Source organism: Pseudomonas sp. B21-021, assembly GCF_024749205.1.
In the GTDB taxonomy this organism is placed as follows: Bacteria; Pseudomonadota; Gammaproteobacteria; order Pseudomonadales; family Pseudomonadaceae; genus Aquipseudomonas; species Aquipseudomonas paraglycinae.
The window spans coordinates 5,703,170-5,724,400 of record NZ_CP087192.1; the positions used below are offsets into that span (position 1 = coordinate 5,703,170).

General features: G+C 62.5%; 18 protein-coding genes. 5 read left to right on the forward strand and 13 right to left on the reverse strand.

What is annotated here, in order from left to right; translation table 11 throughout:
- Positions 1-2: 2 nt before the first annotated feature.
- The 5 genes from LOY31_RS25670 to LOY31_RS25690 are packed head-to-tail and all read right to left on the reverse strand — an operon-like array spanning position 3 to position 9,360.
- On the reverse strand, positions 3-1,622 hold the full coding sequence (locus LOY31_RS25670; protein WP_258712383.1) for a DUF2300 domain-containing protein: 1,620 nt from the start codon (positions 1,620-1,622) through the stop codon (positions 3-5).
- A 1-nt stretch (position 1,623) separates the two neighbouring features.
- Positions 1,624-6,189, reverse strand: coding sequence for an alpha-2-macroglobulin (locus LOY31_RS25675; protein ID WP_258712384.1), 4,566 nt, complete (start codon positions 6,187-6,189; stop codon positions 1,624-1,626).
- Positions 6,186-6,851, reverse strand: coding sequence for a DUF1175 domain-containing protein (locus tag LOY31_RS25680; RefSeq protein WP_258712385.1), 666 nt, complete (start codon positions 6,849-6,851; stop codon positions 6,186-6,188). Before LOY31_RS25680 ends, LOY31_RS25675 begins: the two co-directional genes overlap by 4 nt.
- Positions 6,821-8,533 carry a DUF2138 domain-containing protein gene (locus LOY31_RS25685; RefSeq protein ID WP_258712386.1) on the reverse strand — a complete coding sequence of 571 codons (1,713 nt, stop codon included), beginning with the start codon at positions 8,531-8,533 and terminating at the stop codon, positions 6,821-6,823. Before LOY31_RS25685 ends, LOY31_RS25680 begins: the two co-directional genes overlap by 31 nt.
- 35 nt (positions 8,534-8,568) lie before the next feature.
- Entirely contained in the window at positions 8,569-9,360 is a 792-nt protein-coding gene (locus LOY31_RS25690) for a YfaP family protein (RefSeq protein ID WP_007955537.1), read from the reverse strand.
- Positions 9,361-9,637: 277 nt separating this feature from the next.
- Between LOY31_RS25690 and LOY31_RS25695 the strand changes: the two genes are divergently transcribed.
- The 5 genes from LOY31_RS25695 to LOY31_RS25715 all read left to right on the forward strand — a co-directional run bounded on the left by LOY31_RS25695 (position 9,638) and on the right by LOY31_RS25715 (position 16,017).
- Positions 9,638-10,783 (forward strand): Fic family protein, encoded by a 1,146-nt coding sequence (locus LOY31_RS25695; protein ID WP_258712387.1) that lies wholly within the window; start codon positions 9,638-9,640, stop codon positions 10,781-10,783.
- Between the two features lie 79 nt (positions 10,784-10,862).
- Positions 10,863-11,105 (forward strand): exodeoxyribonuclease VII small subunit, encoded by a 243-nt coding sequence (locus LOY31_RS25700; protein WP_007894317.1) that lies wholly within the window; start codon positions 10,863-10,865, stop codon positions 11,103-11,105.
- The gene (gene ispA / locus LOY31_RS25705; RefSeq protein ID WP_064599720.1) at positions 11,102-11,989 is read left to right on the forward strand and encodes a (2E,6E)-farnesyl diphosphate synthase; all 888 of its coding nucleotides are present in this window, start codon (positions 11,102-11,104) and stop codon (positions 11,987-11,989) included. The genes LOY31_RS25700 and ispA overlap by 4 nt, the downstream gene beginning before the upstream one ends.
- 91 nt (positions 11,990-12,080) lie before the next feature.
- Entirely contained in the window at positions 12,081-13,979 is a 1,899-nt protein-coding gene (dxs, locus tag LOY31_RS25710; RefSeq protein WP_258712390.1) for a 1-deoxy-D-xylulose-5-phosphate synthase, read from the forward strand.
- 154 nt (positions 13,980-14,133) lie between these two features.
- Positions 14,134-16,017: a TonB-dependent receptor domain-containing protein gene (locus LOY31_RS25715; RefSeq protein ID WP_258712391.1), complete on the forward strand. Its 1,884-nt coding sequence runs from the start codon at positions 14,134-14,136 to the stop codon at positions 16,015-16,017.
- On the opposite strand, the gene LOY31_RS25720 is transcribed toward LOY31_RS25715, so the two are convergent.
- From LOY31_RS25720 to ribE, 8 genes are all read right to left on the reverse strand, one after another.
- Complete coding sequence (locus LOY31_RS25720; protein ID WP_258712392.1) at positions 16,014-16,814, reverse strand: cobalamin-binding protein; 801 nt, start codon at positions 16,812-16,814, stop codon at positions 16,014-16,016. The two genes, LOY31_RS25715 and LOY31_RS25720, sit on opposite strands and share 4 nt — an antisense overlap.
- Positions 16,814-17,233: a hypothetical protein gene (locus LOY31_RS25725; protein ID WP_064382213.1), complete on the reverse strand. Its 420-nt coding sequence runs from the start codon at positions 17,231-17,233 to the stop codon at positions 16,814-16,816. Before LOY31_RS25725 ends, LOY31_RS25720 begins: the two co-directional genes overlap by 1 nt.
- On the reverse strand, positions 17,230-17,847 hold the full coding sequence (gene ribA, locus LOY31_RS25730) for a GTP cyclohydrolase II (RefSeq protein WP_007955551.1): 618 nt from the start codon (positions 17,845-17,847) through the stop codon (positions 17,230-17,232). The genes LOY31_RS25725 and ribA overlap by 4 nt, the downstream gene beginning before the upstream one ends.
- Before the next feature lie 133 nt (positions 17,848-17,980).
- Positions 17,981-18,706, reverse strand: coding sequence for an ABC transporter substrate-binding protein (locus tag LOY31_RS25735; protein ID WP_085609111.1), 726 nt, complete (start codon positions 18,704-18,706; stop codon positions 17,981-17,983).
- Positions 18,707-18,734: 28 nt separating this feature from the next.
- Positions 18,735-19,238, reverse strand: a complete 504-nt coding sequence (locus LOY31_RS25740) for a phosphatidylglycerophosphatase A (protein ID WP_007910933.1) — start codon at positions 19,236-19,238, stop codon at positions 18,735-18,737.
- Complete coding sequence (thiL, locus tag LOY31_RS25745; RefSeq protein ID WP_258712393.1) at positions 19,235-20,200, reverse strand: thiamine-phosphate kinase; 966 nt, start codon at positions 20,198-20,200, stop codon at positions 19,235-19,237. Before thiL ends, LOY31_RS25740 begins: the two co-directional genes overlap by 4 nt.
- A gap of 27 nt (positions 20,201-20,227) precedes the next feature.
- Positions 20,228-20,728 (reverse strand): transcription antitermination factor NusB, encoded by a 501-nt coding sequence (gene nusB, locus LOY31_RS25750; RefSeq protein ID WP_007955566.1) that lies wholly within the window; start codon positions 20,726-20,728, stop codon positions 20,228-20,230.
- Positions 20,725-21,201, reverse strand: a complete 477-nt coding sequence (gene ribE, locus LOY31_RS25755) for a 6,7-dimethyl-8-ribityllumazine synthase (protein ID WP_003228649.1) — start codon at positions 21,199-21,201, stop codon at positions 20,725-20,727. The genes nusB and ribE overlap by 4 nt, the downstream gene beginning before the upstream one ends.
- Positions 21,202-21,231: the final 30 nt, after the last annotated feature.

Here is a 21,231-nt window from a genome sequence, read left to right on the forward strand (position 1 = left end):
GTCTATTCCAGCAAAAGGTGACGGGCGAGCCCTTCGATATAGGTTTCATCCTGGCCGTTGGGATGTGCTTCAAAGGCCAGGTGCAGGTATTCGTGAGTCAGGTCGAGGCGGTCCTGCAAGGACAGCACGCCGCGCACATAGATGCGCTGGCGTTCGCGGTCGACGAAGGGGCGGCCGAAGGCGAGTTTGCAGACGGCGAACGTGCTGACTTCGTTGTAGCCGGTTTCGCTTTCCAGCCTCGGACGCCAGCCGCGCCGCTGCTTTTGCAGCCAATCTTGCGCGGCGGGTAGCGCTTCGCAGGACGCCACCGGGTTGTCCCAGCGACTGAGGCTGGCGCGTGGATAAGCGTGCAGCAGAATCGCGTCGTAACGCTGGCCGGCATTGGCTTGTTCGACGGCTTGTTGCCAGGCGAGTTTGTCGGGCCCGGGTTGATCGGAGTGATAGGTGACGGTGCTGCCGGCCAACACCAGATCCGCCGTCCACGCCGCTATGTTGCGGGATTCGGCGGAGGCCGGACGCGGGGCGACGCGCTGGCGGGTGCTGCTGTCATCGATGCTCAAACATTCGCCGTTGCGCGTGGCGTTTTGCAGCAGGTACGTCCGGATCGCCACGGCCAACGCTTTGGCGGCTTCGGCAGGTTCGGGTTTGGCTTCACGCTCCAGCACACGGGCGACGTACTCTTCGCGATCCAGCCGGGCGACCAGTTTGTCGTTGAGCAGAAACAGTTCGCCATCGCTGTGGATATCCAGCGCATTGCCATTGGCGAATTCGACGCGGTAATCACCCTGCAACGGGCCGGAACCGGCAACCCGCTCACCCGACAGCACTCGCGAAACCGGATAACGTGAGAACAATCCCACCTCAACACAACGCCCCGCTTCCGCCGGCCACGATGCGGGCAACACCGTCGCCAACGCCGAACCGTAATGCCGCAAAACCATCTGACTGGTGCCCCGGCCACCGGCCCAGATCGGCGAGCCGTCCGCCGTCCAGCCAGCGAATCCGCCCTGTCGTGATTGCGGGTCCTGATCGCCGAGCCAGCTCCAGGTTTTCACCCGCAAGCGCCCGCCCAGTTCACCGACGACATTGCCGTCCGCCGCATTCAGCACCACGTCGAGCAGCACACGGCGCATCTGATCCTGAGCCGGCAGCAGAGACAAAACCTTCAGCAAGTCAGCCACGGAAACCCGAGTAGCCGGTTGCACCGATGGCAAATCCAGCAACCACGACGGCGCCTGTCGCGCCTGCCAATAGGTTCTCCAATCGCCAGCGGTTATGCCCAAGCGCGCCGGCTCGAAATACAGCCCGCAGGATTTCACCAGCGCCTGATCTCGCTCGACCTTGCCACCCGCTGTGCAGCAATAAACCTCTTCCTTCGACTGCCCGCGACATTCATACGCCGGCTCTTGCGCACCGGTATCCACCAGCCACGCGTAAACGAACACCTTCCACAGACTGCCCAGCGGCGTATCCAGCGATGCAGCCAACGGCTCGCGAGCGGTCAGTTGCGTTGTGTTCAGCGACAGCAACTCGCCTTGATAGGCCACGCGCAACGGCTCATCCTGCGCCGTCGCCAGCGCAGGAATCACACACATCAGCAGCCAGACCAGCGGCCGGGTCATGTCAGTTGACCGTGACCTGACCCAGGGCCGCTTTCGCTTCGCGGGCCTGATGCTGCGGCGCGTAGACCTGAGTGAAACGCACCGGCGGCAGGTTGAACTGGCCCTTCTGCGAGAAGCGCACCAGATGCCGCAGACGCAATTCACCGCTCAACGCATCCACCGGCACCGCGTAGGCCAGTTGACCCGGTTCGAAACGCGCCTTCTCCAGCGCAGTCGGCTCAGTGCCGTCCTTGCCCTGCAACTTGATGCCCCACGTGGTGCGCTCGACATCCGCACCCGGCGGCAGCGGCACTTCGAGCATGCCGTAGCGCAGCGGTTTCGGTGCCTTGCTGGTGAGGATCACTTCGTCCAGATACAGGCTGTCGCTCGACAACGGCTTGGTGCCGACCGGCTCCAGTTTGAAAGTGAAGGCTTCGTCACCCGGCACCAGACGCGACAGGCGACGAGTGATGGTCACCGCCATCGGATCGACCGCCGGTTGCTGGGTCTGGAAGCTCAGCGCGGCACGCAACGGACGCTCCTGAGTGCCCGACACCGTCAACACGCTCGGCACCGGCGCAGCACCTTGCCACGTCCAGAACATCTCGCCGGTCGCGCCGTAGTTTTTCTTCCAGCCTTCACCCGGTGCCAGCGCGATGGTCGGCGACGCCTGAGCGATGCTGCGTTGCAGCCAGGTCAGCGCCAGTGCACGCTCGAGGGTAGATTGCTGCGGCAACAGACGTTGCAACAACGCTGTCGCGCGAGCCTGATCGAACGGTTGCAGCGACAGGTTCAGCGCTTCGGCAAACGGCTGCGAGCTGACCGACAAGCGCTGTTGCGCAGCGCCCAGCTGACGATTGAACGCATCCGACAAAGCGACTTTCGACTGGGTCGCCAACGATGCGGTCAAGACCCGCGCCGCCGCGAGACCGAGCGCCGAATCCGGATCGCCCATCACCAGACTGTCTTCGCCATCGTCCATCAGGGTTTCGGCATTGCCTTCCCCGGCCTTGGCCAGATCCTCCATCAAGCCGCTGAGCAGCGTGTTAACCGGCAGATGCATTTGCTTGGCGAATGACAGAATCAGCGCCCGTTGCAGCAACGGCGTGTTCGGCGCCTGCTTGGCGTAGACCTCCAGCACCCGCTGCCAATGCTCCGGCGGCAGAGTCAGATCCAGCACCTGGCTGGCGTTCCAGTCGGCGTAATAGGCGTAAGCGGTGAGGAACGCATCCGGCTCACCATCAAAGCCCCACCAGGTGAAGCTCGCTGACGGCCCGGCCATTTGCACCAGCCGCAGACGGCTGTTCTGCATGATCAGGCGCAAGCGGTCGCGGATCTGCGGGCTCGACGCCAGCGACGGATAAGCGATGCTCAGCGGCAGCAAACGGCTGGCGGTCTGCTCGACGCCGCCGTACGGATAGCTGAGCAGATCGTCGAGGGCCGAACGGAACAGCGCTTGCGGGCTGTCATCCAGACGCAGGCGAATGTCGGTGGCGTCTGCCGGCAGGCTCAGCGGTGTGTCGCCGTTGGCCACATCAAGGCTCTGGGTCTGCGTCACTTGCCAGCCTTCGCCGGTTGCGGTCAGGCGCACAGCGAGGGCGTCGGCGGTCTTGCCGTCCTGCACCAGCTCGGCGGTCCATTCGCCGGTGGTCAATGCGAAGGCCGGAAGCGGCAGGTAGTTGATGCCGTTGTTGAGCGTCACCGGCAGGCGCTGTTCGGCGCCGGCGTAGTGCGTCACCAGTTCAGCCTTGACCGGTTTTTCGGCCTGGCTGAAAGCGAACACGCCGAGTTGCGGCTGATCGCCCTTGCGGAATTTGCTCGGCCCGCTCCACTTCAGGTACAGCGGTTTTTCTGAGCGAACGAACTGCTTCTTCTGCCCGACCTGACCGTCATCGGCAATCGCCCGCGCGGTGATGCGCCAGCGGGTCAGCGAGTCCGGCATCTTGAAGGTGAAACGAGTCTTGCCGTCGGCATCGGTCAACAATTCCGGCTGCCACGCAGCGGTGTCGACGTCTTCGCGGCGCGGCCGCTCCAGCACTTTCACTCCGCGTTCGCTGCGGTTGGCCTTGCCCGGTGCGCCGGGGCTGCCCGGCAATGCCACGTCGTAGCTGATGAACGACAGGCTGGCGCTGGTGCGCACGTTGTTGCGGCGCGGGTGGTAGAAGAACTGGTCGATGGTCGGCGCGACTTCCGGTTGCAGCGCGTAGACCATTTCATCCACGACGCTGACCGTCAGGTGCGCCGGCACAGCCTTGCCGGCGAACTGCGTGGTCAGGTCGACCGTCACCGTATCGCCCGGCTGATAGGTGTCTTTGTCGGTCTTGATCGCCACGTCGATCTGCGGCGCGACGACCTTGATCCCGGCGTTCTGGAAGCTGTACTGACCGCCCTTGGTGTACAGCACAGAGAACGTCAGGTTCGGCGCGAAGTTGTCCTTTACCGGGATGCGTGCGCGGTATTGGGTTTCGCTGAGTTTTTCCAGTTTCAGCCAGTCGCCGCCCTTGGCCAGCAGCGCGGTGGCCTCGACCTTGTCGCGCTCCAGCGACAGCAGTGCATCGCTGACCGGTTCCGGGAACGTGATCAGTGCCAGCGCTTCATCACCAGCCTTGTACTCGGGTTTGTCGAGGACGATTTCCACAGTGCCCGGCACAGCCTTGACGCCATCACCGGTGACCGAATGACCGGTCGCACCGAGCACTCGGCCGTGCTGATCTTTCAGCGACAGGTTGTAGGTGCCCGGGCGATCGAAAGTCACGCTGAAGCCTTTGTCTTTCGCCGCCAGTTTGCCTTCGCCTGTGGTCTGGTCTTCCAGACGCACCCAGCTGTAGCTGCTCGGCACCACGGCCTGGGCCTGCACACTGCCACCCTCGTTGGCGTAGCTGAACGCGACCTTGTCACCGACTGCACTGAAACGCTGCGGCGCAGTCAGACGGAAACTGGCGGCACCGCGATCGATGAGGATTTCCTTGGTGGTTTTGACCCGATACGCTGCGCCATCGCTGGCAAACACCGTGAGCATGTAGCGGCTCGGTTTGTCGGCGGCCGGCAGGTCGAGGGTCGCGTTGCCTTTACTGTCGGTGGTCAGTTCGGTGCTGGTCAGCTCCACCGGGAATTGCCCGAGGTATTGCAGCTCGTTGTCGACCATCGACAGTTGCTGGGCGCGCAGGCTCAGGGTCAGTTTGGCGTTGGCCACCGGTTTGCCGTCCGGGTACAGCAGCACCAGGCTGCCCTTCACCGGTTCGCCGGTGCGGTAATCCTGCTTGGCCAGATTCAGCGAGATTTCAAAGTGCGGCTTGATGTACTCCGCCACCCGGAACGCGCTGCTGTAGGCCTGATCCTTGTAGTTGAAACGCAGCTCATAACCACCGGCCACCGCGTTGTCCGGCAACTGGAAACGGCCTTGGGTGCCGGCCTTGGAGTCGAGCTTCAGATCCAGTCGCTGCAACTCGGTACCGGTCGCATCGAGCACGCTGACATTGACGTCCGCCGCCCCCGGCAATACCGAATCCCGCGCATTCTTGAATTCGCGGCCAACGATTTTCAGCGATACCCAATCACCCGGGCGATACAGCGGCCGGTCGGTGAACGCGTAGAGTTTGGTGTCGTAGATTTCGCTGTCGTAATAGAAGTTTTCCGAGACGAATACGCCACCCTCTTCGTCCTCGCCAATAACGAACGAACGCTCCGGGCTGACGTGTTTCAGGCGCAGCAGACCATCGGTGTCGGTGGCACCACTGCTCATCACGCCGAGGCCGTCGGTCCACAGCACATTGACCTTCGGCACCGAGCTGCCTTCGTGTTTGCGCGCAGCCCACACCAGCAATTCATCACCGGCAATCTTGCTCACCGCCACGGTGTTGGAAACGAACACCATGGTGGTCGCGCGGTACTTGCCGATCAGCGCTTCTACCAGGTACAGGCCCGGTTTCAGATTGCCCAGCGGGATGTAGACGTTACCCGGTGCGACGCTGACGAACTCGCTGGAAGACCCGGCCAGATTGACGCCGGTCGGCGGCTGGATCGGCTTGGCCTGCCACAGCGGATAGCGGAACTGGCTGACCACCGGCAGGCCCGGAATCAGGGCGAATTGCGGTTGCGCGTCGTACGGTGTCGGCGCGGCGATGGCGTTGCCCATCTTCAGCTCCGGCACTTCCTCGGTGACTTGCTGACGCGACTCGTAGGAGAACGCACGCTGCATCACCCGACGGGATTTGCGGTACCAGTTATCCCACAGGTACGCGAGGGTGTTCGACAGGCCTTCGCCCTTGAACTGGCCGTCACTGACCACGCGGTGCAGGTTCTTCTGGCGCTTGAGGAAGTCCAGCGGCTTGTCGATTTTGTACACGCGGATGTCGGCGCCGCCGTACGGTTCCATGCGGAAACGGCGGTAGTCGCGACCCGGTGCTTCGAGGCGCACCACTGCCTGTTCGTCGGCGGCGAAACTGCTGTCGGCCAGCAGGAAAAAGCTCTCACCGGAGAACGGCGTATAGCCGCTTGGCTCCACGGTGTCTTCGGCATTCACGGTCGAAAACGGCAGGGCTAACAGCAACAGAAAAGGCAGTAAACGCAGCATGCGGGCACCGGTCATTGGGAGAGAAAGTTCAGTCGATAGACGCCGATGAAGTTGGGGTTGGCTGCGTCGGGTATCCATCGGGTGTCCTTCCATGTCATGAGTTGCTGCAGGCTTGCCGAACGCATGCCGTTGTCGGTTGGGGTGGTCGTGCCGGTGTGATAGGCGATGTAGCGGCCCATCCAGATCATCAGGTGCTGGTCGTCGCCCTGATCGAAAAACATCAGATCGCCGGGCCGTGCCTGGGACACGTCGCGGCCGATCAGATGGCTGTTGAACTGAATCAGTTTGATCGCGTTGACGTACGGCCCGACCTTGCCGCCGCCCTGCTGCCATTGCTGGGCGAGCTTGCGCTGATCGGCGCTCAGGTCCAGCTCCGGCGGCAGGTAGCGGTTGGACACGCCATTGCTGCGCAGCCATTTATCGTCGTGGACTTTCAGCGCTTCGTTGGCGGCGAAGCGCACCAGCCCCACGCAGTCCTGCTGATACCAGCGTGGGCTTGGGCCTTTGCTCAATTGTTCCTGGGCGATGCGCACGAACCAGGCGCGAAACACCTGGGACTGCTGCGGATCAAGGGCCGGCGCCTCAACGGCTCGGGCACCAGCGCTGAGCAACAGCGCCAGAAGGCCAAGGCTGCGAATCAGTCCGGTCACAGCGCTTTCCACTCCAGCGGCAGCCATTGCCAGTGACCGTCAGGCTCGCTGCCTTCAGGCAACGTCAGGGCGTATTTGCCCATGCCGCCGAGGGTGCGCAGTTTCGGGATCAGGTAGGTTTGCGCGGCGTTGTAGAACACCGGCTCCATGTCCTGCGGCAGGCTGTCGAGGGTTTCCTGCTGGATCAGTTGCGCCATCGAATCCGGGCCGAAGTAGATCGGCATCAGCACGTCTTTCGGCAGTACGTCGGCCATCGGCGGGAAGCGCTTGTCGAGGGTGCCGAGGGCCTTGTCGACCAGTTTGTCGTCGAGGGAAAACAGCAGCGTCGAACCGTGGCGCGCCAGGCTGACTTTCATGAAGGCACGGCCGGTGATCGCGTCCGGGTTCTCGGCATCCTTGGCCGCGTACGGGCCGAAGTTGGAGCTGACCTGACGCTGCCAGAGGTGGCTCTGGCCTTCCTGTTTCTCGACCACCGGGAACGCGTGTTCGTCGACCTTGCCTTCATAGGCGCCGACCATCGAATCGAACAGCGTGCCGATATCCGCGTCGAGTTTGCCGTTGTCTTCGTCGTTCAGACTGGCCACCAGCAATGGCGTGTACAGCCGCGAATCGGCGTACCAGCACAGGCCCGCCGCGCCGGCCACATGTTCGGTGAGTTTCTGCGCCACCGCTTCTTCGGCGCCGAGTTTCACCAGCAACGGTTTTTGCGGCTCGGCCGCAATCGGCAAGGTCACGCAAGCACTGGCGCCCAGCGGCATGGCCTGCCAGACCGGTTTGAAATCGAAGTCCGGTTGGTTCTCCAGTTCGTCCATGGCGAGATAGCTATGCCAGCCCTTGTCGTCCATGTCGAAACGCAGGCCGGCGAAGTTCGGGATGAAGCGCTGGTAACCCATGGCCAGAACACTGGAATTGACCGACAGGCGCTGCTTGGTTTCAGGTGTCTTGGCCGTGAGCCCGAACGCTTCGGGGAACAGTTTTTCACCGTTGAGCAGCGCCGCCAGCGCTTGCGGCGAGACGTGGCCGGACTCTTCGGAAGCGCCACTTTCCGGATCGTAGAATTTGGTCGGGTTGGACAGCACTACCAGTTTGTCGCCACGGGAGGCGAACAGCAGGGATTTGCCGGCGTTGTAGGTCAGTTGATACAGCGGCACTTCATCGCCGCCGACCTTCAGGGTGCTGAACACGCTCAGTTGCGAATCATCCAGCGCGACTTTCGCCAGCGGCTCCAGCACTTTAGCCAGCCCGCCGCGATCCATCACCAGCAGGAAATCCTTCAGCCGACCATCGGCGCCACGCCACAGCGCTACGTCTGCCTGTTGATCGAAAAGCTGCTCGATCAAGCTGTCCTGCAACTTCAGGTCATGCTCGTAAATGATCCGCCGCAGACTGCCGATCAGCCCGAGACGGTCGGCGTGGGTTTCGTAATAGAAGACGAAATCCTCGGTGAGCGTGGCTCTGAGGAACGGCACCGTCAGCAGGTCCTTGGGCAACTGGCTCAGGGAGCGGGTTTCCAGCAGCGCGTCCGGACGGCTGAGGCCGAGCTTGTCGCTGGCCAATTCCGCCGGCGGCGCCTTCGGTTTGTGCATCAGCCAGCCGAGCCCGCCCGCCACGCCGGCCACCAGGCACAGCCCGACCGCCAGCAACGGCCAGCGCCGGGAAGGTTTGCCCGCAGGTGTTACGGCGGCCGGTGTAGCAGTGTTATCGCTCATCTTTCCAGAACCCGAGTTCATCCGTGGCGGGATGCTTAATAGTTGAAAGTCTTGACCAGCAGCAGATCACCGATGGCCCGCAGGGGCACGATGAACGTTTCGCGTTTTTCGTCGACGGTGTTTTCGTTGAGCACCAGCGTGATCTGCGAGGTGATGACCTCGTTCTGGTTGCTGGTCTCCTCGAAGTTATAGCCGCCGTTACCGAAGTTGCCCCAATAGTTGACGTAAACCAGATAGGTGCCGTGCAGCGGCGCAGTCATGGTGAACATTTCCGGGCCGGGGCCATCGACGCCGTCCGGATCGAGGCCGCCGCCGTTGCTCATCGCCGGACGCGCCCAGAAGGCGTGCTGGCCGTCAGGCGTAATGACGTGCAGGTCGAGTTCGGCTTTAGGGTCGTCCCAACCGAGCACCACGCGAATCCGCGCCGGCGTGCGCAAATTGTTGGCTTCGTAGAATTGAACGCGCTTGAGCGACTGGCCGTCGGCGCTGATCACCTCGACGCTGTTGGAACCGGCGCCAAACGCATACGGCCGGGCGAAACGGCCCTGGTCGTCGGTGTACAGATTCAGTGGATTGCCATTCACCGCCAGACTGTGCGGCGGGCGCAGATGCCCGATGGCCTTGAGCTGCCCCTCGATCATCGTGCGATTGCGCTGGATGCCGCGATCAATCGGCGGCGTGGGATAAGCGACTTGCGGGTTTTCCGTGCGATCGAGCAACCCGTGATAGCGCCAGCCGCCCACCGGTTCCGACATCTCGGCACTCGGTGCAGCCGACAGCGCCGGCACGCAGGCCAGGCCGATCAGCAGCAAAAGAAGTGAACGCATGTGATGCCTCCTGCCATGCCTGAACGAAACCTTGCACCCGATCCTCGGCGCTTCACAGTGGGCGATACTGCGTTTCGTCTGAAAGACCCGTGACTGTCGGGTCGTAGAAGGCGCGAAGGTTAGCGATTCGGCAGTTTTTTAACAATCGGATACATGTGGATTTGCGGTGGGAATCACGGCGTCCAGTGGACGATGAGCCGAATAGGCGTCATATTCGGCTCACGAAATGAGCCGAATAGCGGTTTTAATCGGCTCACGCACTCAGGATCAGCAATCAATGGCGACTCACTGGATCTGGCAGCAACCTGATTGGCCCGACTTCAACTGGCAGGCGGAACGTCTGACACCGTTGTTGCGCCAGTGTGTTCAGGCACAAGGTCAATTGATGGGCATGGCGGGATCCGTGAGCCATTCACTGAGTGCGCAGACAGAGCTGGACGCTTTGCTGCAAAACATCGTGACCTCCTCGGCCATCGAGGGTGAGCAGTTGAATGTCGGATCCGTGCGATCTTCGCTGGCACGGCGCCTGGGGCTGGAATCCCCTGATGACGACAAAGTCAGTCAACGCAGCGAGGGGCTGGCGCAGCTCATGCTTGATGCGACCCGGCGCTTCGCCGAACCGCTGACGCTGGAGCGATTGCTGGAATGGCATTCGTGGCTGTTTCCGGAACAGGAGAGCGGATTCTTTTCACGCGCGATCAATGTCGGCGCTTTACGCGGCGATGAGCCGATGCAGGTGGTTTCCGGGCGAATCGACCGCCCGACCGTGCACTTCGAGGCGCCACCGCGACAAGGGCTTGAGCGACAACTCGACAGTTTTCTCAAGTGGTTCGACGCCAGTCAGCATCAGGCAGGCCTCGATCCTTTACTGCGAGCAGGTATCGCGCATTTCTGGTTCGTCACCTTGCATCCGTTCGACGACGGCAACGGGCGCCTGACTCGCACCCTCACCGATCTGGCATTGGCTCAAGGCGAAGCGCAGGCGATTCGTTTTTATGCGATGTCGGCCAGCATTCTCGATGACCGCGCGGGCTACTACCGAATTCTAGAATCCAGTCAGAAAGCCACGCTGGACATCACTGACTGGCTCACATGGTTCCTGCAAACCATGCTGCGCAGCCTGCAACAGGCCATTGCGCGGATTGAAGGCGTACTGGGCAAGTCACGCTTCTGGCAAACGCACCGGGAATCCGAGCTGTCAGTGGAGCAGATCAAAGTGCTCAACCGCTTGCTCGACGGTGGTGAGCGTGGTTTCGAGCACGGTATCAGTGCGGCGCAGTATCAGGCCGTGGCAAAAGTCTCCAAGGCGACGGCGACCCGACATCTGGCGGAGCTGCTGGAAAAAGGTTGTCTCGAACGCCTGCCCGGCGGTGGGCGCAGCACGCGCTATCAGATCAGTTTTCCAGGCAAATCCGCAGAGTGATCCAAGCCCCGCTCATTTGCCCATACCCCCCCTATCTGCTAGTGTCGCGCCGGTTTAACGTCAACCGGAATTAGCCGCCATGGCCCGCAAAAAAGCTGCACTGGATTTCGAACAGTCCCTCGCCGACCTGCAAACGCTGGTGGAGCGTCTGGAGAACGGTGAATTGTCGCTGGAAGACTCGCTGACCGCTTTCGAGCAGGGCATCGGCCTGACCCGTGACTGCCAGGCGGCGCTGGCCCAGGCCGAGCAGAAGGTCCAGGTGTTGCTGGAGCGCGATGGCGAACTCGCCGAGGAACCCTTCGACGCGGATCAGCCAGAATGATTGCAGCGTATTCGGCCACCAGCCAGGCGCGGGTCAACGCGGCACTGGAAACCCTGTTCAACGCCCCGCTGCCAGAACTGGCGCGCCTCTATGAAGCCATGCGCTACAGCGTGATGAACGGCGGCAAACGCGTGCGTCCGCTGCTGGCCTACGCGGCGTGCGAAGCCCTTGGCGGCAAGGCCGAACAGGCCAACGGCGCGGCGTGTGCGGTTGAGCTGATCCACGCGTATTCGCTGGTGCACGACGATTTGCCGGCGATGGACGACGACGATCTGCGTCGCGGCCAGCCGACCACTCACAAGAAATTCGATGAAGCTTGCGCGATTCTGGCCGGCGACGGCTTGCAGAGCCTGGCGTTCAGCGCCCTGCTCGACCCGCGCCTGAGCGACCTGAGTGCGGACATCCGCCTGCAACAGGTTACGGCGCTGGCGCACGCGGCGGGCCCGGCCGGCATGGTCGGCGGTCAGGCCATCGACCTCGGTTCGGTCGGCCTCAAGCTTGACCAGAAAGCCCTGGAACAGATGCACCGGCACAAGACCGGCGCGCTGATCGAAGTCAGCGTCAAGCTCGGCGCTCTGGCCAGCGGCCGTGCCGAGAAGGATGAACTCAAGTCCCTGCAGACTTATGCACAGGCCATCGGCCTGGCATTCCAGGTGCAGGACGACATTCTCGACGTCGAAAGCGATACCGAAACCCTCGGCAAGCGCCAGGGCGCCGACATCGCCCGCGACAAGCCGACCTACCCGGCGCTGCTCGGTCTGGACGCGGCCAAGGCTTACGCGCTGGAACTGCGCGATCAGGCCCTGCACGCGCTGCGACCGTTTGACGCGGCTGCCGAGCCGTTGCGCGATCTGGCCCGATATATCGTCGATCGGCGTAACTGAAGGCTAATCAGCCAAAAAAGACCAACGCGTGGGCAGGGGGCGATGCATCAGGTAAACTGCCGCATCTTTTATACCTATAACGATTCGCCTGATGCCCACGACGTTTCATGAGATTCCCCGCAAGCGCCCGACCACGCCCCTGCTCGACCGCGCGAACACGCCGGACGGCCTGCGCCGGTTAGGCGAAGCCGAGCTGGAAACCCTGGCTGATGAGTTGCGCCTGGAATTGCTCTACACGGTCGGCCAGACCGGTGGGCATTTCGGTGCCGGCCTGGGCGTCATCGAGCTGACCATCGCGTTGCATTACGTCTTCGACACCCCGGACGACCGGCTGGTGTGGGACGTCGGTCATCAGGCCTACCCGCACAAGATCCTCACCGGTCGTCGCGAGCGCATGGAATCCTTGCGACAGAAGGACGGCATCGCGGCTTTCCCGCGCCGTTCCGAGAGCGAGTACGACACCTTCGGCGTCGGCCACTCCAGCACCTCGATCAGTGCCGCGCTGGGCATGGCTATCGCCGCCCGCCTGCAGAACAGTGATCGCAAGGCGATTGCGGTGATCGGCGACGGGGCACTGACCGCCGGCATGGCATTCGAGGCGCTGAACCACGCGCCGGAAGTCGACGCCAACATGCTGGTGATCCTCAACGACAACGACATGTCGATCTCGCGCAACGTCGGCGGGCTGTCGAACTATCTGGCGAAGATCCTTTCCAGCCGCACTTACGCGAGCATGCGTGAAGGCAGCAAGAAAGTGCTGTCGCGCCTGCCCGGCGCCTGGGAAATCGCCCGTCGCACCGAAGAATACGCAAAAGGCATGCTGGTTCCCGGCACCCTGTTCGAAGAACTGGGCTGGAACTACATCGGCCCTATCGACGGCCATGACCTGCCGACCCTGATCGCCACCCTGCGCAACATGCGCGATCTGAAAGGCCCGCAATTCCTGCACATCGTCACCAAGAAAGGCAAAGGCTTCGCCCCGGCGGAAGTCGACCCGATCGGTTACCACGCCATTACCAAGCTCGAACCGCTGGACGCCCCGGCCGCTGCGCCGAAAAAGGCCGGCGGGCCGAAGTATTCCGGCGTGTTCGGTGAATGGCTGTGCGACATGGCCGCTGCCGACCCGCGTCTGGTGGGCATTACCCCGGCGATGAAGGAAGGCTCGGATCTGGTGGCGTTCAGCGAACGTTTCCCGCTGCGCTACTTCGACGTGGCGATTGCCGAGCAACACGCCGTGACCCTCGCCGCCGGCATGGCCTGCGAAGGCGCGAAACCGGTGGTGGCGATCTACTCGACATTCCTGCAACGCGGTTACGACCAGTTGGTGCATGACGTCGCGGTGCAGAACCTCGACGTGCTGTTCGCCATCGACCGCGCCGGTCTGGTGGGCGAAGACGGCCCGACCCACGCCGGCAGCTTCGACCTGTCGTTCCTGCGCTGCATTCCGGGCATGGTCATCATGACCCCGAGCGATGAAAACGAACTGCGCAAGATGCTCACCACCGGCCACCTGTACAACGGCCCGGCGGCGGTGCGTTACCCGCGCGGCACCGGCCCGAACGCGACCATAGAGAAAGACCTCGAACCGATCGAGATCGGCAAGGGCGTGGTGCGTCGGCAGGGCAACAAGGTCGCCCTGCTGGTGTTCGGCGTGCAAATGGCCGAAGCCCTGAAAGTCGCCGAGACGCTGGATGCGACCGTGGTCGACATGCGTTTCGTCAAGCCGATGGACGAAGCGCTGGTGCGCGAGATCGCCAACAGCCACGACCTGCTGGTGACCATCGAAGAGAACGCGATCATGGGCGGCGCCGGTGGCGCGGTCAGCGAATTTCTCGCCCGCGAAAACATCCTCAAGTCGGTGCTGCACCTGGGCTTGCCGGACGTTTACGTCGAGCACGCCAAGCCGGCGCAGATGCTGGCCGAGTGTGGGCTGGATGAAGCCGGGATCGAAGCGGCGGTGCGTGAACGCCTGGAGCTGCTTAACAAGTAATCACCATCCCTGTGGGAGCGGGCTTGCCCGCGATGAGGTCGGCACAGTCAACATTGATGTTGGATGTACCGACGCCATCGCGGGCAAGCCCGCTCCCACAGTGTTTTGTGTCGCTAGAAATTTTGTGCACACCAGAAATACCAACGGAATACCGATGAACCTCTCGCGCCTCGCCCTGCCCTTCCTGCTGCTGCCCTCCGCCAATGCCCTCGCTGACAATTTCGAACGCGATCAGGCCCTGAAGCTGCCGGACGTGCTGATCAGCGCCAACCGTCAGGTCGAAGCACGCAACGACAGCAGCGCCGCCAACACCGTGTTCACCCGCGAAGACATCGAACGCCTGCAACCGCGCAGCGTCACCGATCTGCTACAACGGGTACCGGGCGTACAAGTCGCACAAACCGGCGGACGCGGCAGCCTGCCGGGGATCTACATTCGCGGCACGCAATCGGCGCAAAGCCTGGTACTGGTCGACGGCCAGCGCATCGGCAATTCGACGTCCGGCGACAGCAACCTGCAGCACCTCAACATCGAGCAGATCGAACGCGTGGAAGTGCTGCGCGGTTCGCGTTCGGTGATCTACGGCAGCGATGCGATTGGCGGGGTGATTCAGATCTTCACCCGGCGCGGCGGCGAACAAGGCTTGCAGCCGCGGATGCATGTGGGATTCGGCAGCAACCAGACCTGGGAACGCAGTGCCGGCCTCTCCGGAGGTGACGAGAAAACCCGTTTCAACCTCGGCGCCAGCCTCGATGAAACCGCCGGCCTCGACCGCACCCACGAGTCGTATCCCAGCGACAGCGATCATGACGCCTACCGCAACAAATCCATCAGCCTGAGCCTCAGCCATGCGCTGACCGATGACATCGAAGTCGGCGCCAACCTGCTGGATAACCGTGGCAAAAGCGAGTTCGACAACCCGTTCGGGCGCTTCGACCCGGTGACCTTCGACTCTGTGCAGCAGCAACCGTACAGCGATTTCACCGTCAGCAGTTTCAGCAGCTACATCGACGCGCGGATCAACGAGCGCTGGAAGTCGCGCCTGGAACTCGGCCACAGCGAAAACCGCGAGAAGTCCTTCGACAAGCTCAGCGACGAACGCTCTGTGTTCAACACCTACCGTGATTCGGTGACCTGGCAGAACGATCTGACCCTCGATGCGCGCAACAGCCTGATCCTCGGCGGCGACTGGTACGAAGACCGCATCAACAGCAGCACCGCGTTCGACGAAGACAGCCGCTGGAACCGCGCAGCCTTCATCCAGCATCGCTTCCAGGCCGACAGCTTCTCCACCGAACTCGGTCTGCGTCGCGATGACAACCAGCAGTTCGGCGGCCAGAACAGCTGGAGCGGCACATTGACGTTGCCGGTCAACCCGGACAACGATCTGCTGCTCAGCTACAGCGAAGGCTTCCGCGCGCCGACCTTCAACGATCTGTATTACCCGGACTTCAGCAACCCCGACCTGAAACCGGAAACCTCGAAAAGCTACGAGCTGCAATGGCGCAGCCAGTTGAGCGACAGCACTCGCCTCGAAGCCTCGCTGTACCGGACCGATCTGGAAGACGCGATCATCTTCGGCAGCAACTCACGTCCGGAAAACGTCGCCTCGGCGCGGATCAACGGTTTCGAAGCAGCGCTGAAAAAGGAACTGTTCGGCTGGCAGAGCAACCTCGGCGTGGCGATCATCGATCCCCGCGACTGCGACACCGGCCACACGTTGGCACGTCGTGCACGGCGGACATTGAGCTGGGATCTGGATCGACAGTTCGATCGCCTTGGCCTCGGCGCCAGTTGGCAGGCCGTCAGCAGCAGTTACGACGATCTGAACAATCAGCAACCATTGGGCGGTTATGCACTGCTCGGACTGCGCAGCAGCTGGGCGCTGAACCGCGAGATCAAACTGGATTTCAAGGTCGACAACCTGCTGGACAAGGGTTACAGCCGGGCGCTGTACAGCCATGACGGCAGTCAGTATGGCTATCGCGAGGAAGGTCGCGCGTTCATGTTCGGCGTGACCTGGACGCCGCAGCTCTAACGATCTGGCGCAATCAGCTGGCAGAGCTTGGCAGTCGCCTCGATCATCTGCCCGCTCGGACGCTCCAGGCCTTTATCGGTGACCAGCAGCAATTGCCCGTGTTTGACCGCTGCCACCTGCGGCCACGCGCGCCACGCATCCAGTTGCGGCTGATCGCTGGCCAGAATTACCTCGGGATCACGCTGTAAAACCGCTTCGATGCTCACCTGCGGCGCCGGCAAGCTCAGGTCGGCAAACACATTGCGCGCGCCGCACACTTCAAGCGCATCGCTGATGATCTGCCCGCCGCCGACGGTGTACAGCGGCTTGTCCCAGACCTGATAAAACACCCGCAGAGGCGCTTCACGGCGGTAGCGCTGGTGCAGCTTATCGAGGTTTTGCCGCAACTCGCTGGCCCGCGCGACCCCACGCTCAGGACGACCAAGCTGTGTCGCGATGGTTTCAATCTGCGCGGTCAACTGTTCGAGACTGTGGGGCTCGGCAACGAACGTCGGGATGTTCAAACGCTTGAGCTGATCGCGCTGGGCCGGGCCGACGCTGCCGGGCCATAACAGCAACAAGTCAGGCTTGAGGCTGAGCAGCCGTTCCATGTCGAGCTGGCCGTAAAGGCCCACCGAAGGCACGTCCTTGATTGCAGACGGGCGCTCACCGGCATCCAGCACGCCGACCAGCAGATCCGCCGAATTCAGTTCAATAACGATTTCAGACAGGGATGGCGCGAGGCTGACCACCCGCAGGGCGGCCAGCGCTTCACCGCTGACGGCCAGCAGCAGAACCGCCAGCCAGAGACGCCGCATCAAGCGAGTTGACGCGGGATACGGTAGAGGTAGAACAGCACCGCCGTGGACAGCGCCAGCAACATCAGCGGCACCGCTTCAAGGCCGACGAACACCGCCAGCGCGCCGATCCATGCCGGCAGCGCCGCGACCACGAATGCACTGCGAAGGCAGGCAGCCAGGGCGATCCAGGCAGCGGGCTCTTCAGGGGTATCGAGGGCTTTTTGCGTGGCGATCAGCGCATGTTTGTAGCGCCCGAAAAACTTCAGGCTGACAAACATCGAGGCCACGCCAGCGATAAAGAAAGGCATCGCCAGCACCGGCAGAATTGCCTCGCCCTGGCCGAACACAGCGTTGATCACGAACAGCGGCACCAGCGCCAGCGCCAGGTATTTCCACCAGGCGATCGACAGACGGCGCCGCACTTGCCCGCGGGTCACGCCCGGTCTACCTCGCCCTGATGCTCGTTGCCCATCATGTGGTCGAGCTTGCTGGCCTTGGTCGCCAGATAGAGTTTGTTGTGCGGGTTATGGCCGGTGTGCAGCGGCACGCGCTCGGCGACGACGATGCCCATGTCGGTCAAGGCTTTGACCTTACGCGGGTTGTTGGTCATCAGACGCAGGGATTTGACGCCCAGATGCTCGAGCATCGGCAGGCACATGGCGTAGTCACGCTGGTCGGCGGCAAAGCCCAGACGCTCGTTGGCTTCCACGGTGTCGGCGCCGCCGTCCTGCAATTCGTAGGCACGGATCTTGTTCAAAAGACCGATGCCGCGTCCTTCCTGACGCAGGTACAGCAACACGCCACGACCTTCGCGCGCGATGGCTTTGAGGGCGCCCTCAAGTTGCGAACCGCAGTCGCAACGCTGGCTGAACAAGGCATCGCCGGTCAGGCATTCGGAGTGCAGACGGCCGAGTACCGGGGCACCGTCGGCAATCTCACCCAGGCTCAGCACGACGTGCTCGCGGCCGGTGGCTTCATCGAGAAAACCGTGCATGGTGAATTGCGCAAAAGGCGTTGGCAGCTTGGAAGCGGCGACAAAAACGACAGGCACCGGTGTGCTCCTGATCTGAAAAGTCTGAAGATTCGCTGGGCGGCATTGTAACAGCAGGTTCCCGCAGGCGCTTAGGCTGAATTATCGGCCATAACGATCAAAAAGTTTGATAACAGGCTCGCCCTTATCGCGTTCATTCGAAGGGATAGGGTTGTTTCCAGCGCTCGAAGATCGGCTTCAACTCGCCGCTTTTCACCAACTGCTCCATGCGCTGGTCGTAGATCGACATCAGTGCGCGGGCTTGCGGGGTGTCGGCGAAACCGAGGTACAGCGGCAATTCCGCCAGATGCGAATAACGGTACTGCGACGGGTCGGCGGCGTTTCTCACCACCGCTTCGATTTCCGTCAGCGCATCGATGTAGTAATCCGCCCGCCCCTGCTTGAGCATCGACAGGATGCCGGTGCGGCGCTCGATCTGATTGAAGCGTTTGACGTTCGGCAGGTAGGTTTCGTAGCGATAGCCGCGCACCCAGGCCAGTCGGTATTTGCCCAGCGTCGCCTGGGTCGGCGAAGGATTGCTGGCCAGGCCGAGCGCGTAGATGTGGTCGGAATCGAAATTCCATTTCGGGTACAGCACCTGCTCGGCTTCACCGCGATAGGAACCGACCAGTGCGTCGGCTTCCTTCAACTGCACCAGCCCGACCGAGCGGGTGTAGGGCACGGTGCGAATATCCAGGGTCACGCCGGCCGGCTCGAAGACTTTGCGCAACACGTCCCAGCCCAGGCCATGGCCATCGGCGGCGGTGTAGTCTTCCCAGTCTTCGCTGGCCAGGTGAATGACCGACGGCGGTGCGTCCTGTGCCTGGGCCATGGCGCCAAGCAAGGTCAAAACCACTATCGCCAACCAGCGTCGAGTCATCCCTGTGCCCCTCATCCACGCCTGGAAATCAGGCGAAAATCCACACCAGTCCCTGCATCGCCAGCCAGGCAAATACGCCGGCCAACACGTCGTCGAGCATGATGCCGACGCCGCCGTGAACATGCCGGTCGATCCAGCGGATCGGCCACGGCTTGAGAATGTCGAAGAAGCGGAACACCAGGAACCCGGCGAGCAACCAGTACCAGCCTTCCGGCACCAGCCACAGGGTAATCCACATCCCGACCATTTCGTCCCAGACGATGCCTTCGTGGTCGTGCACCCGCAGATCGTCGGCCACTTTGCCGCACAGCCAGAAGCCGAACAGCATGGTGATTCCGAGCATCAGCCAGTAACCCCAGTCGGGCAGCATCTGCCACAACGGGATAAAGGGTAGCGCAACTAACGAGCCCCAGGTGCCCGGCGCCTTGGGCAAGGTGCCCGAGCCGAAGCCGAACGCGAGGAAATGCCAGGGATTGCGCCAGACCGACGGCGGAACGAATTCGGCCGGAACCTGTTTCGGGTGATCTGTCACGGTGACTCCTGAAAATGTTGATAACCCCGGATTTGCGGGGTGATGTCGTGCCCGTCGCGATCCAGCAGCACCACGCCCTGGCCCTGCGTCACGCGGCCGATCACATGGATCGGCCAGCCGTCGGCGAGCAGCGCCGGCAACTCGACGGACGGCAGAGTGAAGGCCAGCACGTAATCATCGCCACCGCTCAACGCCGCACGCTCGGCGCCGCGCTGACCGAGAAACGCCACCAGCGCATCCGACAACGGAACACGCTCGCGCTCGACTTCGAGGCGAACCTTTGAGGCCAGTGCGATATGACCGCAATCGGCGAGCAGGCCATCGGAGATGTCCAGCGCCGAGGTGGCCTTGCCACGCAGGGCCTGGCCGAGGGCGAGTTGCGGTTGCGGCGACCAGTAATGATCGAGCAGCGGCTGGGCGATATGGGGTTCGGCGTCACGCTGACCCAGCACCAGCGGCAAAGCGCCGGCGGCATTGCCCAGCTCACCACCGACACACAGCAGATCGCCCGGTTGTGCGCCGCTGCGGGTCAGCGCTTTGCCGGCCGGGACGCGGCCGAACACGGTGACGGTCAGGCTCAACGGCCCGCGCGTCGTGTCGCCGCCGACCAGTGCCACGCCGCAGCCCTGCGCCATGCAGTTCAAACCGCGGGCATAGGCTTGCAGCCAATCGGCAGTCACCGTCGGCAGAGTCAGGGCAAGGGTAAAGGCGACGGGCGTGGCGCCCATGGCAGCGAGGTCGCTGACCGCCACGGCCAGCGAGCGCTGACCGAGCAGAAACGGATCGCAGGGATCGGCGAAATGCACGCCGGCCACCAGCGTATCGGTGGAAACCGCCAACTGTTCCCCGGAAGGAACCGCCAGCAAGGCGCAGTCATCGCCGATCCCCAGTGCAACGCCTTCGCCGCCCTGCGCACAAGGCGCGGCGGCGAAGAAATTGCGGATCAGCTCAAACTCGCCCATGGCCGAGAAAAAGTATTCAAGCGCGGATCAGCGCTTGAACGCCTTCACTTCAGCTTCACGCAGGCGCGGAGCCAGCTTGTCGAGCACGCCGTTGACGAACTTGTGGCCGTCGGTCGAACCGAACACTTTGGCCAGTTCGATACCTTCGTTGATCACAACGCGGTACGGCACGTCGACGCGCTTGAGCAGTTCCCAGGTGGACAGGCGCAGAACCGCCAGTTCAACCGGGTCCAGCTCTTCGATCGCCAGGTCCAGGCAAGGCGTGAGCGCGTTGTCGATTTCGGTCTTGAACTGCGGAACCCCGTGCAGGATTTCGCGGAAGTAAGCACCGTCGACATCGGTGAAATCGTTATCGACCCGGAACTGCGCTTCGATCTCGTTCAACGACTGCCGAGCCATGTGCCACTGATACAGGGCCTGGGTCGCGAGCTGACGGGCTTCGCGGCGCTTGGCGCTTTTCGATGGCTTGCCGGCATCCGCAGGTTTCGGATCGCGCGGGTTGAAACGATCGCTTTCGTCGCTAATCACTTGGCCTCCAACTGCGCCAGCAGGCTGACCATTTCCAGAGCGGACAGGGCAGCTTCAGCACCTTTGTTGCCGGCCTTGGTGCCGGAACGTTCGATGGCTTGCTCGATGGAATCAACGGTCAGGACGCCGAAAGCGACCGGTACGCCGAACTCCATGGACACCTGGGCCAGGCCCTTGGTGCACTCGCCAGCCACGTATTCGAAGTGCGGAGTACCGCCACGAATGACCGCGCCCAGGGCGATGATTGCTGCGAACTCGCCTTTCTGGGCGACTTTCTGCGCAACCAGCGGGATTTCGAAGGCGCCAGGTGCGCGGATGATGGTGATGTCGCTTTCGCTCACGCCGTGGCGAACCAGGGCATCAACTGCACCGCTGACCAGGCTTTCAACCACGAAGCTGTTGAAGCGGCCCACTACCAAAGCGTAGCGGCCTTTAGGGGCGATGAAGGTACCTTCGATGGTCTTCAGGGTCATTCGTCAGATCTCTTAAAGAGCCGGGACGCG

What these genes read in the sequence shown, in the direction of transcription:
- LOY31_RS25735 (WP_085609111.1), bottom strand. Translation starts at nt 18,706, where the DNA reads ATGACTCGACGCTGGTTGGCGATAGTGGTTTTGACCTTGCTTGGCGCC.
- LOY31_RS25690 (WP_007955537.1), bottom strand. Translation starts at nt 9,360, where the DNA reads ATGCGTTCACTTCTTTTGCTGCTGATCGGCCTGGCCTGCGTGCCGGCG.
- ribE (WP_003228649.1), bottom strand. Translation starts at nt 21,201, where the DNA reads ATGACCCTGAAGACCATCGAAGGTACCTTCATCGCCCCTAAAGGCCGC.
- LOY31_RS25695 (WP_258712387.1), top strand. Translation starts at nt 9,638, where the DNA reads ATGGCGACTCACTGGATCTGGCAGCAACCTGATTGGCCCGACTTCAAC.
- LOY31_RS25670 (WP_258712383.1), bottom strand. Translation starts at nt 1,622, where the DNA reads ATGACCCGGCCGCTGGTCTGGCTGCTGATGTGTGTGATTCCTGCGCTG.
- LOY31_RS25680 (WP_258712385.1), bottom strand. Translation starts at nt 6,851, where the DNA reads ATGGCTGCCGCTGGAGTGGAAAGCGCTGTGACCGGACTGATTCGCAGC.
- ispA (WP_064599720.1), top strand. Translation starts at nt 11,102, where the DNA reads ATGATTGCAGCGTATTCGGCCACCAGCCAGGCGCGGGTCAACGCGGCA.
- thiL (WP_258712393.1), bottom strand. Translation starts at nt 20,200, where the DNA reads ATGGGCGAGTTTGAGCTGATCCGCAATTTCTTCGCCGCCGCGCCTTGT.
- LOY31_RS25685 (WP_258712386.1), bottom strand. Translation starts at nt 8,533, where the DNA reads ATGAGCGATAACACTGCTACACCGGCCGCCGTAACACCTGCGGGCAAA.
- LOY31_RS25700 (WP_007894317.1), top strand. Translation starts at nt 10,863, where the DNA reads ATGGCCCGCAAAAAAGCTGCACTGGATTTCGAACAGTCCCTCGCCGAC.
- LOY31_RS25720 (WP_258712392.1), bottom strand. Translation starts at nt 16,814, where the DNA reads ATGCGGCGTCTCTGGCTGGCGGTTCTGCTGCTGGCCGTCAGCGGTGAA.
- LOY31_RS25715 (WP_258712391.1), top strand. Translation starts at nt 14,134, where the DNA reads ATGAACCTCTCGCGCCTCGCCCTGCCCTTCCTGCTGCTGCCCTCCGCC.
- LOY31_RS25675 (WP_258712384.1), bottom strand. Translation starts at nt 6,189, where the DNA reads ATGACCGGTGCCCGCATGCTGCGTTTACTGCCTTTTCTGTTGCTGTTA.
- dxs (WP_258712390.1), top strand. Translation starts at nt 12,081, where the DNA reads ATGCCCACGACGTTTCATGAGATTCCCCGCAAGCGCCCGACCACGCCC.